This is a genomic window from Candidatus Poriferisocius sp. (assembly GCF_965219775.1).
Classification (GTDB): domain Bacteria; phylum Actinomycetota; class Acidimicrobiia; order Acidimicrobiales; family Bin134; genus Poriferisocius.
The window spans coordinates 897,931-912,579 of record NZ_OZ244793.1 but is presented as its reverse complement, the minus strand read 5'-3'; the positions used below and the strand labels follow the sequence as shown (position 1 = coordinate 912,579).

The window sequence follows — 14,649 nt, the reverse complement described above, 5'->3', positions numbered from 1 at the left end:
CGGACCCGAGGCTACTTTCCCGCCTTCCCTGCCTAGGGGTTGGACGGCGGCGGTCGGCCCCCACACACCACTAAGGTGATCCGATGGCTTTCACCAAGCGGCGAGTGGTCACCGGGCACAACCCCTCGGGCGATCCGGTGATCACCTCCGACGCAACCGCGGCCCCCAGCATCCTGGGGCCGAGCACGGTCAACATGTGGTACCTGGGGGAACGGCCCGCCACCGCCGCCGACGGCGGCGATGAGCCCGACGGTCTCACCGACTTCGTGCCCCCGCCGGGGGGCATCTCCTGGCGGTTCCTGGTGTTGCCGCCCCGAGGGGGCGAGCCCGCCGGACCCAAGCACGACCCTCGGTTCGACAAGGAGCGGGTGGGCTTCCACGCCACCGACACCATCGACTTCATCGAGATCGTCTCGGGACGGATCCTGTTGGAGCTGAACGACCACTCGGTGGAGCTGGGGCCCGGCGGCTGCGTGATCCAGCGGGGTACCTGGCACCGGTGGATCGTGCTGGGCGACGAGCCCTGCGTGTTCAGCGCCGTCATGCTGGCGGTGGGCGACGGTGCTTCGCCCGGCTTCGTGGGGGCGAGTTCCGGCACCACCGGACCTCGTCGGGTGGTGACCGACGGCGACGGTGTGTGCGCCGATGGTCCCCCGGCCACGGTGTCGGCCTCGGCCGGCGGGGTGGTGACCGCCGAGCTGTGGCACACGTTGGCCCCGGTGGCCGACGCACTGCAGGGGGGCGACGCCCCGGTGTCGCAGATGCAGCTCAATCCTCCCGGCGGGGGTGTGACCTGGAAGCACGTGACCATCCCGGCGTCCATGGCCGAGCAGGCCGCGTTGATGCACCGGACCCCGACGATCGACTTCGTGCGGATCACCGAGGGGACGGTGGACTTGGAATTGCCCGACCGGCCCCCGGTTCACCTCACCGCCGGCGATTGCGTGGTCCAGCGGGGGACGGAACACGCCTGGCGCAACACCGGCGATGGCCCGTTCACCCTGTCGGCGGTCATGGTCGGGGTGGGGGATGGCCCTCGATAGGCGTCCGGTCCGCTTCGAGCCCGCCGACCCCCAGGAGGTCGTCCACGAGATGCTCACCCTGGCCACCCGAGGGGACGGCTCGGGCTGGCTGAACGTGCAACCGTTGGTGGCCGACGAGGACCGTCCCCCGGAGTCGCCCATCTTCAAGCTGTTCACCGCCAAGGGCCCGGCGGTGCCCCTGGGCACATGGGTGCCGGGGCACCATTACCGCGACAAGTGGCAGCCCGCGTCGGTGGGGCTCCAGCACGCCGGGGGGCGGCACGCCTCCAAGCTTCTGGAGGAGCGGGGGGTGACGGAACTGCCGGGCTGGAACCGCCGCCAAGACCACATCAAGCGGGGCTTGGTGTACGAGTTGCCCGACGGCCACGACCCCACCGTGGCCCTGGGGTTCCTCACCGACGCCATGGCCCAACTGGTGGACTTTCCGATCAGCGGCACCTGGCAGGCGGTGATCCTCACCCAGCACTAGCCAGACACGCTACCGGGGCGGGGGGCCGTGATCCGGTGGGGAGGCCGTCTGGCTGCTGCGTAGGAGCCGGTGAGGAGCCGGCTAGGAGATGGTGATGTCGTCCCATTCCACGTCGGTGCAAATCCGGTGGAACTCCGGGCCGTACCAGGGGGCGTTCATCTGCAGCCGACGGTGGGTCTGGTTGAGGTAATAGTTCTTGTCCGGGGCGCCCATGTCGTTGAGGAGCAGGAGCTTGGAGGCCTCCTTGTCGAGGGCCTCGTTGTAACGCTCGTAGGCGTCCATGGTCACCTCGACTTGGGACTTGCCCTCCTCCAGCATCCGCACGATGAGCTGGGCGGCGTAGCCCGACCACACCTGATACCAGATGGGCAGCCCGGTGCCTCCCGAGAGGGGCTGCGAGTTCGGGCCGTAGATCATGAACATATTGGGGTAGTTGGGCACCATCATGGACAGGTAGGCCCGGGGCCCGTCCTTCGACCAGAAGTCGTGCACGCTGAGCCCGCCGCGCCCGAAGAAGTCGGCCGGCCACAGGTACTCGGCGATCTCGAAGCCCACGGCGGCCACGATGGTGTCCACCTCCCGCACGGTGCCGTCGGCGGTCTCCACCCCGGTGGAAGTGAATCGGGTGATGGGGTCGGTCACCAGCTCCACGTTGTCGCGGACAAGGGCCCGGTACCAGCCGTTGTCCACCACCGGTCGCCGGGAGAACGGGGCATAGTCGGGCACCAGCTTGTCGGCCAGTTCCGGACACTCGGCGGTCTGCTCGTGGATGTAGTTGGTGAGGAAGTCCCGGAGCTGGTCGTTGACCTGGTTCCAGTGGCCGCCCTCGGCCTGCCATTCCTCGTCGGCGATGAGCTGGTCGTGGGTCTTGAACAAGGCGGCGATGGACATGTAACGCCACCAATTCCAGTAGCCGGGGAAGTTGTCCAGCAGCCACCGGATTTCCGGTTCGATGGGCTGCCCGTACTTGGGGCGGGGGCTGATCCACTGCTTGGAGCGCTGGAACACGAACACCTCGTCGGCCGCCTCGGCGATCGGGGCCAGAAGCTGTACCCCGGTGGAGCCGTTGCCGATGACGGCGACGCGGTCGCCGCGGTAGTCGTAGTCCTCCGGCCACCGGGAGGGGTGGATGATGCGACCGGGAAAGTCCTCTTGACCCTGGAAACTGATGGGCCGGGTGTTGGCAAAGGCCCCCACCGCATTGATCACCACGTTGGCCTCGATGGTCTCCACCCCGTCGGGGGTGGCTGCTTCCAACACCCACACGCTGCGGGCTTCGTCGAAGGTGGCCCGCTGCAGTTCGTGGTTGAAGCGGGTGTTCTCGTACATCCCGTACTTCTGGGAGATGTGCAGCAGGTAGTGCCGCACCTCCTCGCCCTGGCCGAAGTACTCCGACCACGGATAGTTCTTCTCGAAGGCGAACTCGTAGGTGACCGAGATGGTGTCCACCCGGATGTCGGGATAGCGGTGGCGGCTCCACGTGCCGCCGGGTTCGGACCGCCGCTCCAGGATCACGTACGGCAGCCCCAGCAACTCCATCTGAATTCCCGCGGCCAAGCCACTGAAGCCGCTGCCGACGATGGCCACCCGGAAACCCTCGGGCAACTCGGGCTTGTCGTTGGTCCAGTCGACCGTCCAGGGGAAGGGCTTGAAGGCCATCAGATCCCGCCGGGCCTCAAACTCCAGGTCGCCCATGTCCTCACTGGTGGCCAGGTTCATCAGCTTCCGCAAGCGGGGTACGGGCGGCTCCTCGGGCATTCCCGGACCGGCGTGCTCGCTCAGCCAGGCCACCGCCTTGCTGATGAGCAGCTCCCGTTGGTCGTCGTCGAGGGTGGCCGACGTGGGCAGCGCCTCGATCTCGGGATCGTCGGTGTGCTGAAACAACGCCACTCGCACGGCGTCCAAATCGGCCAGCTCCACCGCTCGTCTCACGAATCCTGCGTCCATGCCTCCCAGCCTTGCAAAGTCTCCGTCACCATCCCGCATTGCAGCGGCTCTCCACCCCCGCCCCGGTCGCTCCAGCCCACGGCGCCTCGCCCGGCTCTGTGCGGGGAAGAGACGGCCGCTACCGGTTGGGCCACCGGATGGCCTACTGGTCGGGCTGGGGGTGCTCGGCGGCCCATCGGATGGACCGGACGATCATCTCGTACCCGGTACACCGGCAGAGGTTGCCCTCCAGGCCTTGGCGAATCTCCCTGTCGGTGGGGGAGGGGTTCTGGGCCAACAGCGAGGTGGAGGCCATGATCATGCCGGGGGTGCAGTAGCCGCACTGCAGGCCGTGTTCCTGGCGAAAGCCCTCCTGCACGGCGCTCAGCCCGTCGTAGGGTCCGCGCAGGCCTTCGATGGTGGTCACCTCGGCGCCATCGGCCTGCACGGCCAGCACGGTGCAGCTCTTGGCCGAATCCCCGTCGATCAGCACCGTGCAGGCCCCGCAGTTGGAGGTGTCGCAGCCCACGTGGGTGCCGGTCAGGCCCAGTTCGTCCCGCAGGGTGTGGACCAGCAGGTGGCGGGCCTGCACCCGGAGCTCGTGGCGTCGACCGTTGACGATCAGCTCGACATCGTGGCGGCTCATGGGGCGGTTCCCTCCGGTGGTCGGGCGGGGGCATGCATGGCCCGCCAGATGCGCTGGGGGGTCAGCGGCATGTCCAGGTGGTCGACGCCGAAGGGGTCCAGGGCGTCGACCACCGCGTTGACCACCGCCGGGGGTGCGCCCACGGCCCCGGATTCGCCGATGCCCTTGGCCCCCAAGGGGTTGTTGGGGCAGGTGGTGGAGATGCGCCCGGCGGTGTAGTCGGGCAGATCGGCGGCGGTGAGGATGCCGTAGTCCATGAAGGTGGCGGTGACGTTGCTGCCGAACTCGTCGTAGGCCACCACCTCGGTGAGAGCCTGGGCGATGCCCTGGGCCACCCCACCGTGGACCTGCCCTTCGGCCAGCAGGGGATTGATGACCGTCCCGCAATCGTCGACCACCACGTAGCGGAGGATGTCCACCGCCCCGGTGTCGGGGTCCACCTCCACCACGCAGGCGTAGCAACCCGACGGGTAGGTGAAGTTGGGGGTCTCCTGGTAGAGCCGCTCCTCCAGCGCCCCGGCGGTGAGTTCCTCGGGAAGGCTGAGGGGCTGGTACGAGGCCCAGGCCACGTCCGACCAGGCGACGGTCCGCCCCGGCGTGCCCCGCACGTTGAAGGCGCTGTTGTTGACCTCGATGTCGGCGGGATTGGCCTCGAGCAGATGGGCGGCGATCTTCTTGGCCCGCTCCAACACCAGAAGGGCCGCGTTGTGGACCCCGACCCCGGCGGTGGTCACCCCCCGGGATCCCATGGTGCCGACCCCTTGCAGCACGGTGTCGGTGTCGCCGTGCACGACCTTGACGTCCTCGAAGGCGATGCCGAGGGCGTCGGCCGCGATCTGGGCGTAGGTGGTCTCGTGGCCCTGCCCGTGGGCCGAGGCGCCGGTGAACACCACCGCGGTCCCGTCGGGTTGCACCCGCACCTGGGCCGATTCCCAGGACCCCAGATGGCCGAAACCCTCCAGCGAGCCGTTGGGGCCGAAGCCCCCGATCTCCAGCCACGAGGAGAAGCCGATGCCGAGCAGCTTGCCCGACCCCCGGTCGCGCCGGAGTTGCCGCTCCGCCTTGAGGCCCTCGTAGTCGAAGAGCCGCAGACATTCGTCGAGGGCGCCGGCGAAGTCGCCGCTGTCGTAGACCACGGCCGGTTGGTGGGGAACCTCGTAGGGGAAGCGCTCGGGGGGGATGAAGTTCCGCCGGCGCACCTCGGTGGGGTCGAGGCCCGTGCGCTTGGCCACGAGGTCGACCACCCGCTCCACGGCGTAGGCCGCCTCCGGTCGGCCCGCACCCCGGTAGGCGGCCACCGGGGTGGTGTTGGTGACCACCGTCCGGTGCGACACCGAGACGTGGGGAATGCGGTAGCAGCCCGCCGCCATCCAGGTGGTCAACACGGGCAGGCCGAGCCCGGTGGGATCGGGGTAGGCACCCAGGTTCTGGCTGACCACCAGGCGCAAGGCGTTGATGGTGCCGTCGTCGCGGAAGCCGACGTCGATGCGGTGGGACTGGTCGCGCCCGTGGGCCATCTGCAGCATGGCCTCGGAGCGGGTCTGGGTGAACTTCACCGGGCGTCCCAACCACTTGGACAGCAGGGGGGCGATGAAGAGTTCGGGGTACCAGACGATCTTCGAGCCGAAGCCTCCGCCGACATCGGGCGCGATCACCCGACAGCTCGTCTGGGGGAGGTCGAGCCAGGCGGCCAACTGGTTGCGGAGGTGGTGCGGGGCCTGCACGCTGGCCCACAGCGTCAGGCCTCCCGGCTTCCAGTCGGCCAGCACCGACATGGTCTCGATGGGCGCGGCAACACAGCGCTGATTCCTCAGCTCCAGGGTGGCCCGCCCGGAGGACCGTTGCAGTTCCCGCTCCAGGTCGTCGTTGGTGGGCACCGCGGTGATGATGTTGCTGCCGTGGTGCTCGAACAGCCGAGGGGCGTCCGGTGAGGTGGCCGCCTCCACATCGGTGACCGCGGGGAGGGGTTCGATGTCCAACGCCACCGCAGCGGCCCCGTCGGCGGCGGCATACTGGTCCTCGGCCACCACCACGGCCACGGGCTCGCCCGCCCACATCACCTTGTCGCGGGCCAGCACCGGGCGCTCGAAGCCCTCCATCCCCTGGGGCAGGTCGGGATGGTCGGTGAAGTCGTGGGCCGTCCACACCCCCAGCACTCCGGGTATGGTCAGCGCCTCGCGGGCGTCGATGGACAGGATGCGACCGTGAGCGTCGTTGGTGGCCACGAAGGCCATGCACACGGTTTCACTCAACCGCACGTCTTCGACGAATTGCCCTTTGCCGCTGATGAGGTTCGGATCCTCCTTGCGGACCACTCGGGCTCCGACCAGGCTCATCGGCGGGCTCCGTGACGTCGGCTTCGGCTTCGGCCCCTGATTCGTCGGATGTGGTTCACGGCCGGTTCCTAGTCCTTCGGTGGCTTGAGGTGGTGGCCCTCACGGTCGGCGGGGTCGAACCACCACTCCTCCGCATTCTGGCGCGACTGGGCGGTGCGGGGACGACCCCAGCCCAACAACCGTCCCAAGAGGCGGTCGGGCCCGGACTCGGTCCGACGCCACCACCGGCGCTCCCCGCCGTACACCTTCTTGCGGTAGGTGGACAGCCCCACCGCCACCACCAGGGCCAGGCCGAAGAAGAGGTCGTCCAGCCAGCCCTCGTTGCCCCACCCGGCCAACTGGAAGCCCTTCACGCCGGCGGCCATGACGAAGACGGCCAGCAGGGTGCCCACCACGTTGAATCGGCCCTTGAATTGGGTGGATCCGAAAAAGGCGGCGGCAAAGGCGGGCAACAGGTAGGGAGGCCCCGCCGACGAGTTGACCGAGGAGAAGTTGGAGGCGAACAATACCCCGCCGAGGGCCGCGGCGAACGACGAGGCCAAAAGGGAACCCACCACGTAGCGGTCGACCTGCACCCCGGCCAGTCGGGCGGCCTCGCGGTCTCCGCCGGTGGCGAACAGGTAGCGACCCAGGGCGGTGTGCTCCAGCACGAACCACACCACCACCGACAGCACCACCAGGTAGACGAAGGTCCACTTGAAGCCCCACTGGGCCACCCCCGTGATGGCCTTGAAGCCGTCGTTGCCGTTGATGATCGACCGCCCGCTGGCCAACCACAGGGCGTACGCCCCGAGCACCGAGGTCATGCCCAAGGTGGCGATGAAGGAGTCGATGCGCACCTTGACGATGAGAAACCCGTTGATGCACCCGGTGGCCAGGCCGATCGAGAGGCCGAGGGCCACCGCGGTCGGCCACGGCCAGTCCATGATGGTGAGAGCCCACGAGGTGGTCACCGCGCTGGCGGAGATGACCCCGCCGATGGAGAGGTCGAACACCCCGGCGGACAGTGGAATGATGAGCCCGAGGGCCACGATGGCCCGTACGGCCTCGTTGTTGAGGTAGAAGCGATGGGTGCCCCACACCAGCCAGGTGTCGGGGATCCAGATGGCGAAGCCGATCACGATGATCAGCGCCAGGTAGATGACGCTGATGTTGCGTGGATGCAGCATCCGCCAGCGAAACGGGGAGCGTCGCACGTCGAAGCGACTCTGGCGCGAGTCGCGTCGGCGCTTGTCCAGCCAGTCGATCCTCTTGGCCCTCACCCGGAACTTCCGGCGGCGCAGCCTGCCCTTTTCCAAGGTGAGCTTCTTGGCCACCTCGCGGGTGTGGGGGTCGATCTCGGTCACGTCGTGGTCACCTGTGGGTCAATTCGGTGGTCACTTCGCGGTCACTTCGTGATTCCGGCGGCCACCGGGGCGTCGCCGGCCCGGTTGGCGTCATCGTTGTCGGCGTCGGATCGGAGCACGGAGAAGGCAACCGGCCGCTCGCGCCGGTGTTGGCGGCGCCGCAGTGAGGATTTGCCCAGCACGCCGGCCACCACGGCTGCCTCGGTCAGGTTGGGCCCGGCCAGCTCGGCCACGATCTGTCCGGCCCGCATGATGACGACACGGTCGCAGAGGCGCACCAGCTCGCCTGCGTCCGACGACGACACCAGAACGGCCACGCCCCCGGCGGCGGCCTCGTCGATCAAGCGATACACCCCGGCCTTGGCGCCCACGTCCACGCCTTGGGTGGGCTCGGCCAACAGCAACACCCGGGGCTCGGTTCGCAGCCAGCGGGCCAGCACCGCTTTTTGCTGGTTGCCGCCGCTGAACTTCTCCATGCGGCGCCACACGTCGAGGGGCTGCAGGTCGACCCGTTCGGCCCAGTGGCGGGCCTCGGCCTTTTCCCGGCGGCCGAGGAGCCGCCCCAGCCGTTGCAGGGGTCCGAGGCGGGGGAGGGTCAGGTGCTCGAACGCCCGGTGGCGCGGCAGCAGGCCCAGTTGCTTGCGTTCGGCCGGCACGTAGGCCATCTGGGCCCCGATGGACTCGTGCGGATTGGCGAACACGAGCTGTTTGTCCACCAGCACCTTCCCGAAGAACCGGGGCGTGGCCCCGAACACCGCGCCCGCGATCTCGTCTCGGCCCGATCCGAAGAGGCCGGCCACCCCGACCACTTCGCCGGAATGCACCTTGAGCGACACGCCCCGAAGGGTGATGCCGAACACGTTCTCCACTTCAAGGACCGGGGTGGCGACCGTTGCCCGGCTCGGGCGGGCGCCCAACTCCACCTCGTCGCCGACGATGGCGCGAATGAGGTCGGACTCGGAGAGTTCGCTGGTCAGCCCGGCGGCCAGTACCACCCGACCGTCGCGCAGCACGGTCACCCGGTCGGCCAAGCTGAGTACTTCGTCGAGCAAATGGGAGACGAAGATGACGCCGATGCCGCGTCGGGTGGCGGCCCGCACGGCGGCGAACAGGGCGTCGACCTCGCCGCGATTGAGCGAAGCCGTCGGCTCGTCGAGGATCAGGATGCCCCGGTCGCCGAGGCCGCGCAGGGCCCGCACGATGGCCACGGCCACTTGCTCGGCCGCCGACAGCGCACCCACGGGGGTGCGCACGTCAGGCATGACGCCGAAGTCGGCCAGGAGTCGCTGGGCGTCGGCGATTTCGCGACGCCACCGGATGCGGCCCAGCCCCGTGGTGGGCCCGGTTTGGCCCAGGCCCATGTTGTCCACCGCGCGCAGCGTGGGGACGAGGCCCAGGTCCTGGTGTACCACTCGGATGCGGTCCGATCGGGCGTCACGGTGCCAGAGGTCGGCGGGCGATCCGTAGAGGAGGACGTCGGCGCCGTCGTCGGCCTTGAGGTAGCCGGCGAGCAGTTTGATGAGGGTGCTCTTGCCCGACCCGTTCTGGCCGACCAGCGCGTGGACCTCGCCGGGCCTCAAGTCGAAAGCGGCCCGGTCGAGCGCCACCTGTCCGGGGAAGGTCTTGCTCAGGGAACGGATTTCGAGCAGGCAGTCCCCGTGGGTGGTTGCCGCCGGTCCGTTCGCCATCGCTTCCGTCGACCGGGTGTGCTCAGCCGCCCCAGAGTTCGCGGTAGAGATCCTGGAATCCCTCGACGCCGGGCCACAGCAGGTTGGGGTCGGTGGCCAGGAAGCCCATGTCGTCGGCCTCCAACACCTGCAGAGGCAGGCCGGCGGCCAGGATGTCGGGACGGCCCTCGAACTCGGCGGCCTCGGGCAACTCCGAGCGGCCGACCGGTTGGCCCGCCAGGGCTCGGGCGGCGGCGTCCATGGCCCGCCACCCCAGGAACTCCGAGGCCAGGCCCATCTCGGCGGTCTGCACGTTTCCTTCGGCGATGAAGCCGAAGTTCAGTCCGCCTCCGGCCTGAGAAGCGGCCGGAACGTCGAGGCCTGCGTCGGCCATGGCCTCGGGCACGCCGAACAGCATGCCGCCGAACGCGAACACCAAATGCGAGGGGTCGGACTGGGACTGGATGGTGGACACCACCTGTCCGGGCACCTCGCCCGCGAGCAGCGCGGTCAGGTCGATGCTCACGTTGGTGAGGCTGCAGTCGGGGCATACGTCGGCCATTTCGGCGAGGAAGCCCTCCTCCAGGAGGCCGAGGACGGGGAACGCGGGCAGCCCGAAGAAGATGATGTCGCCCTCGCCACCGGTCTGCGCCACCGCGTAGTCGGCGAGGAGCACGCCGTAGAAGTAGTAGTCGTCGGCGGTGAGGAGGTTGGCGGTGATGCCGTCTCCGGGCTCGTAGCCCTCAGGGATCGACCACACCACGACGGGCACGCCGCGCGACTCCAGAACGGCCAGTTGCTCGGCGAAGAACTCCCGGGGGTTGCCCGAGGCCAGCACCACGTCCACGCCGGCGTCCACCGCGCCCTGCCAGGCGGCGGCCACGTTCTCGGGGGTGTCGTCGTGGTTGAACACCTCCACGGACATCCCCAGTTCATCGGCCGCGCCCGCGATGCCGATGCGGATCTCCTCGCACACCGGCACGCCGCACTGGATGTAGGCCGCGGTCTTGCCGGTGGGGAGCTCGGTCAGGGGTTCGGCGATGGGAAGTTGGCCTTGGGGTTGGCGGAAGGCCTCCACCCGGGCGGTTGCCACCTCGATGCCGGTGGGCTCGGGATCGGCGGCGGGTTCGGGCGCCGCGGTGGTCTCCGGTGCCTGCGTGGGTTCCGGGGCCGGGGTGCTCGGCGCTGCGGTTGGCTCCGAGGCCCCGGCATCACCGCTGTCGTCGTCGTTGCCGCAGGCCATCGCCACCAGCGACAAGCCCAGCAACAACGCGAGCAATTTCGCCACAGTCTTCCTCATGGTTGGTTCCTCCTGGGCCCCGCAGACCGGGCCCTGTTGATCGCATCGGTGGCCGCAAAGCTGATCGCATCGGCGACCCACGCGGACGTGACGGGCACCCTTCCGGCCCGACGCCGAATGCTAACGGACAACAATCCCCGTTGGTGAACCGCCATCCCCGCATGGTTGCCCACTTCGGGCCCCTTGCTCTGTTGGCGCGGCTCATTCCCCTTGCATCCCTCCCCTGGCGAAGTGTGGGTATGCTGTGTGGTATGCCAACTGGGATGCCGAAGGTGACCACCATCAAGGTTTCGGTCGAGAGCCGGGATGAGTTGCGGCGGCTGGCCGACCGGGAGGGGCTCACCCTCGAAGGGCAGCTCAAGAAGCTGATGCAACGAGAGCGGCGACGCATCATTGGTGCCCAGGTGGCGAGCGCCCCGCTCAGTGATGACGACAAGGCGGTGCTCGATGCGTCAGCGAGCGATGTGGCTGATGCGAGCCGGTGACGTCGTCCGCTGCGATTTCGGGACTCCGGCCCGAGGCGAACCTGGCTTTGTCCGACCGGCCGTCGTCGTCACTTCCGATGACGTGCTCGAATTCCGCCAGCAAGCGATCTTGGTCGTGCCGTGTACCACCACAAAGCGGGGGTGGCTGAGCGAGGTTGACATCACCGAGTTCGGAGTGGCCCAGGCGCACCTGCCCACCACGATCAGCGTGGACCGCATCATCGAAGCGGCGGGCATCAACATCGGGCCCGTCGCCCTACAACAGATCCGAGAGGTCATCGCCGACCTCCTCGAACTCTGATTGCACCCCGTCAACCGAGGACCAACCGAGCACCAAGGGTGCGAGTGTGTTTCTGCAGCTAGTGGGTGGGGCGGTAGTGGTCGAGGAGGAGGCCGTGGAAGTGGTGGACGGCGTGCTCGGAGAGCCCTGAGCCCGATGGGTCGTTGACGATGCGGCCCTGGGTGAACGCCGGAGTGGTCATGCCCCGCTGCACGCTCTCCACGAGGTTGATGTCCTCCACCTGGAGCACCTCGTCGAGGTAGCGAATCGACTCCAGTTCGGCCTCGGTGGGCTCGGGTGACTCCAGGAAGAAATCGTAAGTCTCCCGGGTGAGGGCGGGGCCCACGGGGACGACCTTGAGGACGATCACGTTGTTGCGCCCCGGATACCGCATGAGGCAGGTGTTGGGCCACAGCCACCACACGGCGTGGTCTCTCACCGTGGCTGCGCTCACGTCGTAGGCGGTGTTGTGGCCGTGGCCAGCCTCGGCCATGTGGCTGGAGTAGATGCCGTGGGTGGTGACCGTGTAGGTGTCCATGTCCACCAGGGACACGAAGTCCTTGTGGGCGATGTGGCAGTGGTAGCACTCCAAGAAGTTGTCGATCACGTTCTTCCAGTTGCTGCGGATCTCGTAGGTGAGCCGGTGGGCGAAGGTGAGCTGATCGATGCCGGGGGCTCGCTGGGCGATCTCGGCGCCGAGGGAACCGGCCTGTTCGGCCAGCGGGGCCGCCTGGGTGTCGAGGTTCACGAACACGAACCCGGCGAATTCCTCGATCGACACCGGCTCCAGGCAGATGGCGTCGCCCTCGAAGTCCCGGAGGTGGGTGGTGTGCCGGGCGGAACGCAACCGGCCGGTCAGGTCGTAGCGCCAGCCGTGGTAGGGGCACACCAGATTGGACACGGTCCCTGAGCCCTCCAGGAGGTGGTGGGCACGGTGTTGGCACACGTTGTAGAAGGCCCGGAGTACCCCGTCGTGGTCCCGTATGGCCACGACGGGCATCCCGGCAATCACCTCGGTGACAAAAGCCCCCGGCGCGGCGAGGCTCTCCGTATGGCAGACCCACTGCCAGGATCGTCCGATGACGGCCCGCTGGTCTACGTCGAACCACCGAGGCTCGGTATAGGCGTCAGAATGTAGCGTGTGTGAGGCACCGGGATCGGGTGTCCACCCCGTGGCGATGTCGACAGGACTCGGTCCGCTGGTCACGCCTTTCACCGGCCAGTGTCCGCAGGTCGATCGTAGGGCAATTCCCGCCGCAGCAACCCCCGGGCCATGGCGAAATCCTAGCGGTGTGTCTCGGGTCAGGAGAGGGAGACGGTGTCGTACGGCTTGGCTGGATCGGGGTGTCGGTGGTGATGGGTGGTCGGGGGTGTGGTTCGGTGGCGGCGCTGCTTGTGGTAGGCGTGTTGGTGGTCGTCGCGGTGGGCTCGGCGGTGGCATTTGGGGCAGAGTAGGACCAGGTTGTCGATGTTGGTGGGCCCGCCGTGCTCCCAAGGGAGGATGTGGTGGACGTCGCAGGCTTGGGCGGCCAGCCCGCAGTCGACGCAGGCCTGGTCTCGGGCGAACAACGCCATGCGTTGGGCTTGGTTGGGAGCCCGCTGGGTGCGACCCAGGTAGAGGGGTTGGCCATCGGAGCCGAAGATGGCGGGGATGATGTCGGCGTCACAAGCCAGGCGGCGGAGTTCTTCCACTTCGATGGGGGTGCCGTCGATCAGTTCGGCGTCTTGGAGCACCCCGTAGATGGGATCCCACTCGGCGGTGACCACCAACACCGTCTTCTGGGGCGCCGGACCGGCCGCAGTGTCCCGCTTCTTTTCTGACTCGTCGGCTGCGGGCGGCAGGGCCAATCCGTTGGCCGGCTCACCCGTCCCGCCGGCCTGCCCACCTGGTTGTTGGGTCATCAGAGCCACGAGGGCATCCGCGTTGCGTTGGTGGTAGGTGCGGTCGTGGCCGTTTCGGGTGTCGTGGTGGAGGAGGCGGGTGTTCATGGCGGCCATGGCGGTCTTGACGCGTTGGCCTGCGATGGCGTCGAGTTCGGCGTGGAGGATCACCATGTCGTCGTCCCCGTCGAACACGCCGGCGGTGCGCCGGGCCCGTTGGCGTTCGGTGCGGGACAACCCGTCAACCGAGGCCCGCTGGTCCTCACGGGTGGCCAGGGTCTTCTTGAACTGGTCGCAGTCCAGGCGCATAGCCTCGAGAATCAAGTCCAGAGGCTCCCCTTCGGCCAACGGTGCTCGGGCGTGGGAGGCGGAGATCATCTCGGCGTGGTCCATGGTGATGTACCCGTCCTTGACCGCCCCCAACACGTCGGGCAACGCCCGCAATCCGGATGCCACCTTGCCTTGGCGGTTGGCCTTGTGGGCCTTGATGCCGAACTGCTTGCACACCGCGAACATGGCGTCATCACCCTCGAGGTCGCCGAACCGGCCCAACACCCCCGCCAGGTACCCGTCCAACTGACGGCGGGCCACATCACCCTGCAACGCCACCTTCATCAAATCCGACGCACCCAACCCCGAATAATCCACCAACTCAAAACCAGCAACCACCGGCCCGCCACCACCACACGTACAACAACCCCCAGCGGCAGATCCCTGAACGGAAGCCCCGTCAGATGCCGCTGCGGATTCGTTGCCGGAAGAGCCAAACTCCATACCTGTCATTGTACCAAGTAGGGTGACAACATCCCCCCAGAATTAGAGAGAAATCTCGGAATCTGCACGAGATTTCTAACCTGCGTGCATTCGTAGAGAAAATTCGCCAACTCTCGGAATGAACTCAAGTTCCGAAATTGCAGAAGGAACCGCCTCTTGGAGTGAATCGGCCTCCCGGTGGAAGTACACACCACTAGACCCCACTGGCCTGGCCGTTGAGGGCATCATCGCATCCAGCCTCGAACAACGCCGTGATGCTTACTTCTGCTTGCAGATCACGGCCGTCTACAATCAGGGCGAGAATGTGGCTCATCTTCATCATTCCACCTCTTCCCTGGCTGAACAGCTCCTGGCGGACGCAGAATTCGCGGGAGGATGGCAGATGACCGCCGAGGATGCCCGAGCGATCGGTGAGCGGATGGAGCGATCTGCGCCATGGGACTATGAGGGGCGATCCACTGGGCAGGAGTCGACAACCCTGGAGGGTCCGTGAGGA

13 protein-coding genes are annotated in these 14,649 nt (G+C 67.8%); 5 read left to right on the top strand and 8 right to left on the bottom strand.

Annotated features, from left to right (window positions below):
- The first annotated feature begins 83 nt into the window (after window positions 1–83).
- Both ACOQPQ_RS04140 and ACOQPQ_RS04135 read left to right on the top strand, forming a co-directional pair.
- Entirely contained in the window at window positions 84–1,043 is a 960-nt protein-coding gene (locus ACOQPQ_RS04140; protein WP_420638184.1) for a cupin domain-containing protein, read from the top strand.
- The gene (locus tag ACOQPQ_RS04135; protein ID WP_420638183.1) at window positions 1,030–1,512 is read left to right on the top strand and encodes a hypothetical protein; all 483 of its coding nucleotides are present in this window, start codon (window positions 1,030–1,032) and stop codon (window positions 1,510–1,512) included. Before ACOQPQ_RS04140 ends, ACOQPQ_RS04135 begins: the two co-directional genes overlap by 14 nt.
- An 81-nt stretch (window positions 1,513–1,593) precedes the next feature.
- On the opposite strand, the gene ACOQPQ_RS04130 is transcribed toward ACOQPQ_RS04135, so the two are convergent.
- The 6 genes from ACOQPQ_RS04130 to ACOQPQ_RS04105 all read right to left on the bottom strand — a co-directional run bounded on the left by ACOQPQ_RS04130 (window position 1,594) and on the right by ACOQPQ_RS04105 (window position 10,733).
- On the bottom strand, window positions 1,594–3,459 hold the full coding sequence (locus ACOQPQ_RS04130) for a flavin-containing monooxygenase (protein ID WP_420638182.1): 1,866 nt from the start codon (window positions 3,457–3,459) through the stop codon (window positions 1,594–1,596).
- Between the two features lie 142 nt (window positions 3,460–3,601).
- Window positions 3,602–4,084 carry a (2Fe-2S)-binding protein gene (locus ACOQPQ_RS04125; RefSeq protein WP_420638181.1) on the bottom strand — a complete coding sequence of 161 codons (483 nt, stop codon included), beginning with the start codon at window positions 4,082–4,084 and terminating at the stop codon, window positions 3,602–3,604.
- A complete protein-coding gene (locus tag ACOQPQ_RS04120; RefSeq protein WP_420638180.1) occupies window positions 4,081–6,420 on the bottom strand; it encodes a xanthine dehydrogenase family protein molybdopterin-binding subunit in 2,340 nt (779 codons plus the stop codon). Before ACOQPQ_RS04120 ends, ACOQPQ_RS04125 begins: the two co-directional genes overlap by 4 nt.
- A 68-nt stretch (window positions 6,421–6,488) precedes the next feature.
- Window positions 6,489–7,766 (bottom strand): ABC transporter permease, encoded by a 1,278-nt coding sequence (locus tag ACOQPQ_RS04115; protein WP_420638179.1) that lies wholly within the window; start codon window positions 7,764–7,766, stop codon window positions 6,489–6,491.
- Window positions 7,767–7,807: 41 nt separating this feature from the next.
- Window positions 7,808–9,454, bottom strand: coding sequence for a sugar ABC transporter ATP-binding protein (locus ACOQPQ_RS04110; protein ID WP_420638178.1), 1,647 nt, complete (start codon window positions 9,452–9,454; stop codon window positions 7,808–7,810).
- A 22-nt stretch (window positions 9,455–9,476) separates the two neighbouring features.
- On the bottom strand, window positions 9,477–10,733 hold the full coding sequence (locus tag ACOQPQ_RS04105; RefSeq protein ID WP_420638177.1) for a substrate-binding domain-containing protein: 1,257 nt from the start codon (window positions 10,731–10,733) through the stop codon (window positions 9,477–9,479).
- Between the two features lie 272 nt (window positions 10,734–11,005).
- On the opposite strand from ACOQPQ_RS04105, the gene ACOQPQ_RS04100 reads away from it, so the two are divergent.
- Window positions 11,006–11,218 (top strand): hypothetical protein, encoded by a 213-nt coding sequence (locus ACOQPQ_RS04100; RefSeq protein ID WP_420638176.1) that lies wholly within the window; start codon window positions 11,006–11,008, stop codon window positions 11,216–11,218.
- Window positions 11,160–11,519: a type II toxin-antitoxin system PemK/MazF family toxin gene (locus tag ACOQPQ_RS04095; protein ID WP_420638175.1), complete on the top strand. Its 360-nt coding sequence runs from the start codon at window positions 11,160–11,162 to the stop codon at window positions 11,517–11,519. Before ACOQPQ_RS04100 ends, ACOQPQ_RS04095 begins: the two co-directional genes overlap by 59 nt.
- 58 nt (window positions 11,520–11,577) lie before the next feature.
- Here the strand turns inward: ACOQPQ_RS04095 and ACOQPQ_RS04090 are convergent, their stop codons facing one another.
- The gene (locus tag ACOQPQ_RS04090) at window positions 11,578–12,705 is read right to left on the bottom strand and encodes an aromatic ring-hydroxylating oxygenase subunit alpha (RefSeq protein WP_420638174.1); all 1,128 of its coding nucleotides are present in this window, start codon (window positions 12,703–12,705) and stop codon (window positions 11,578–11,580) included.
- Between the two features lie 95 nt (window positions 12,706–12,800).
- Entirely contained in the window at window positions 12,801–14,048 is a 1,248-nt protein-coding gene (locus tag ACOQPQ_RS04085; RefSeq protein WP_420638173.1) for a DUF222 domain-containing protein, read from the bottom strand.
- 223 nt (window positions 14,049–14,271) lie between these two features.
- On the opposite strand from ACOQPQ_RS04085, the gene ACOQPQ_RS04080 reads away from it, so the two are divergent.
- Window positions 14,272–14,646, top strand: a complete 375-nt coding sequence (locus ACOQPQ_RS04080) for a hypothetical protein (protein ID WP_420638172.1) — start codon at window positions 14,272–14,274, stop codon at window positions 14,644–14,646.
- The last annotated feature ends 3 nt before the right edge of the window (window positions 14,647–14,649 follow it).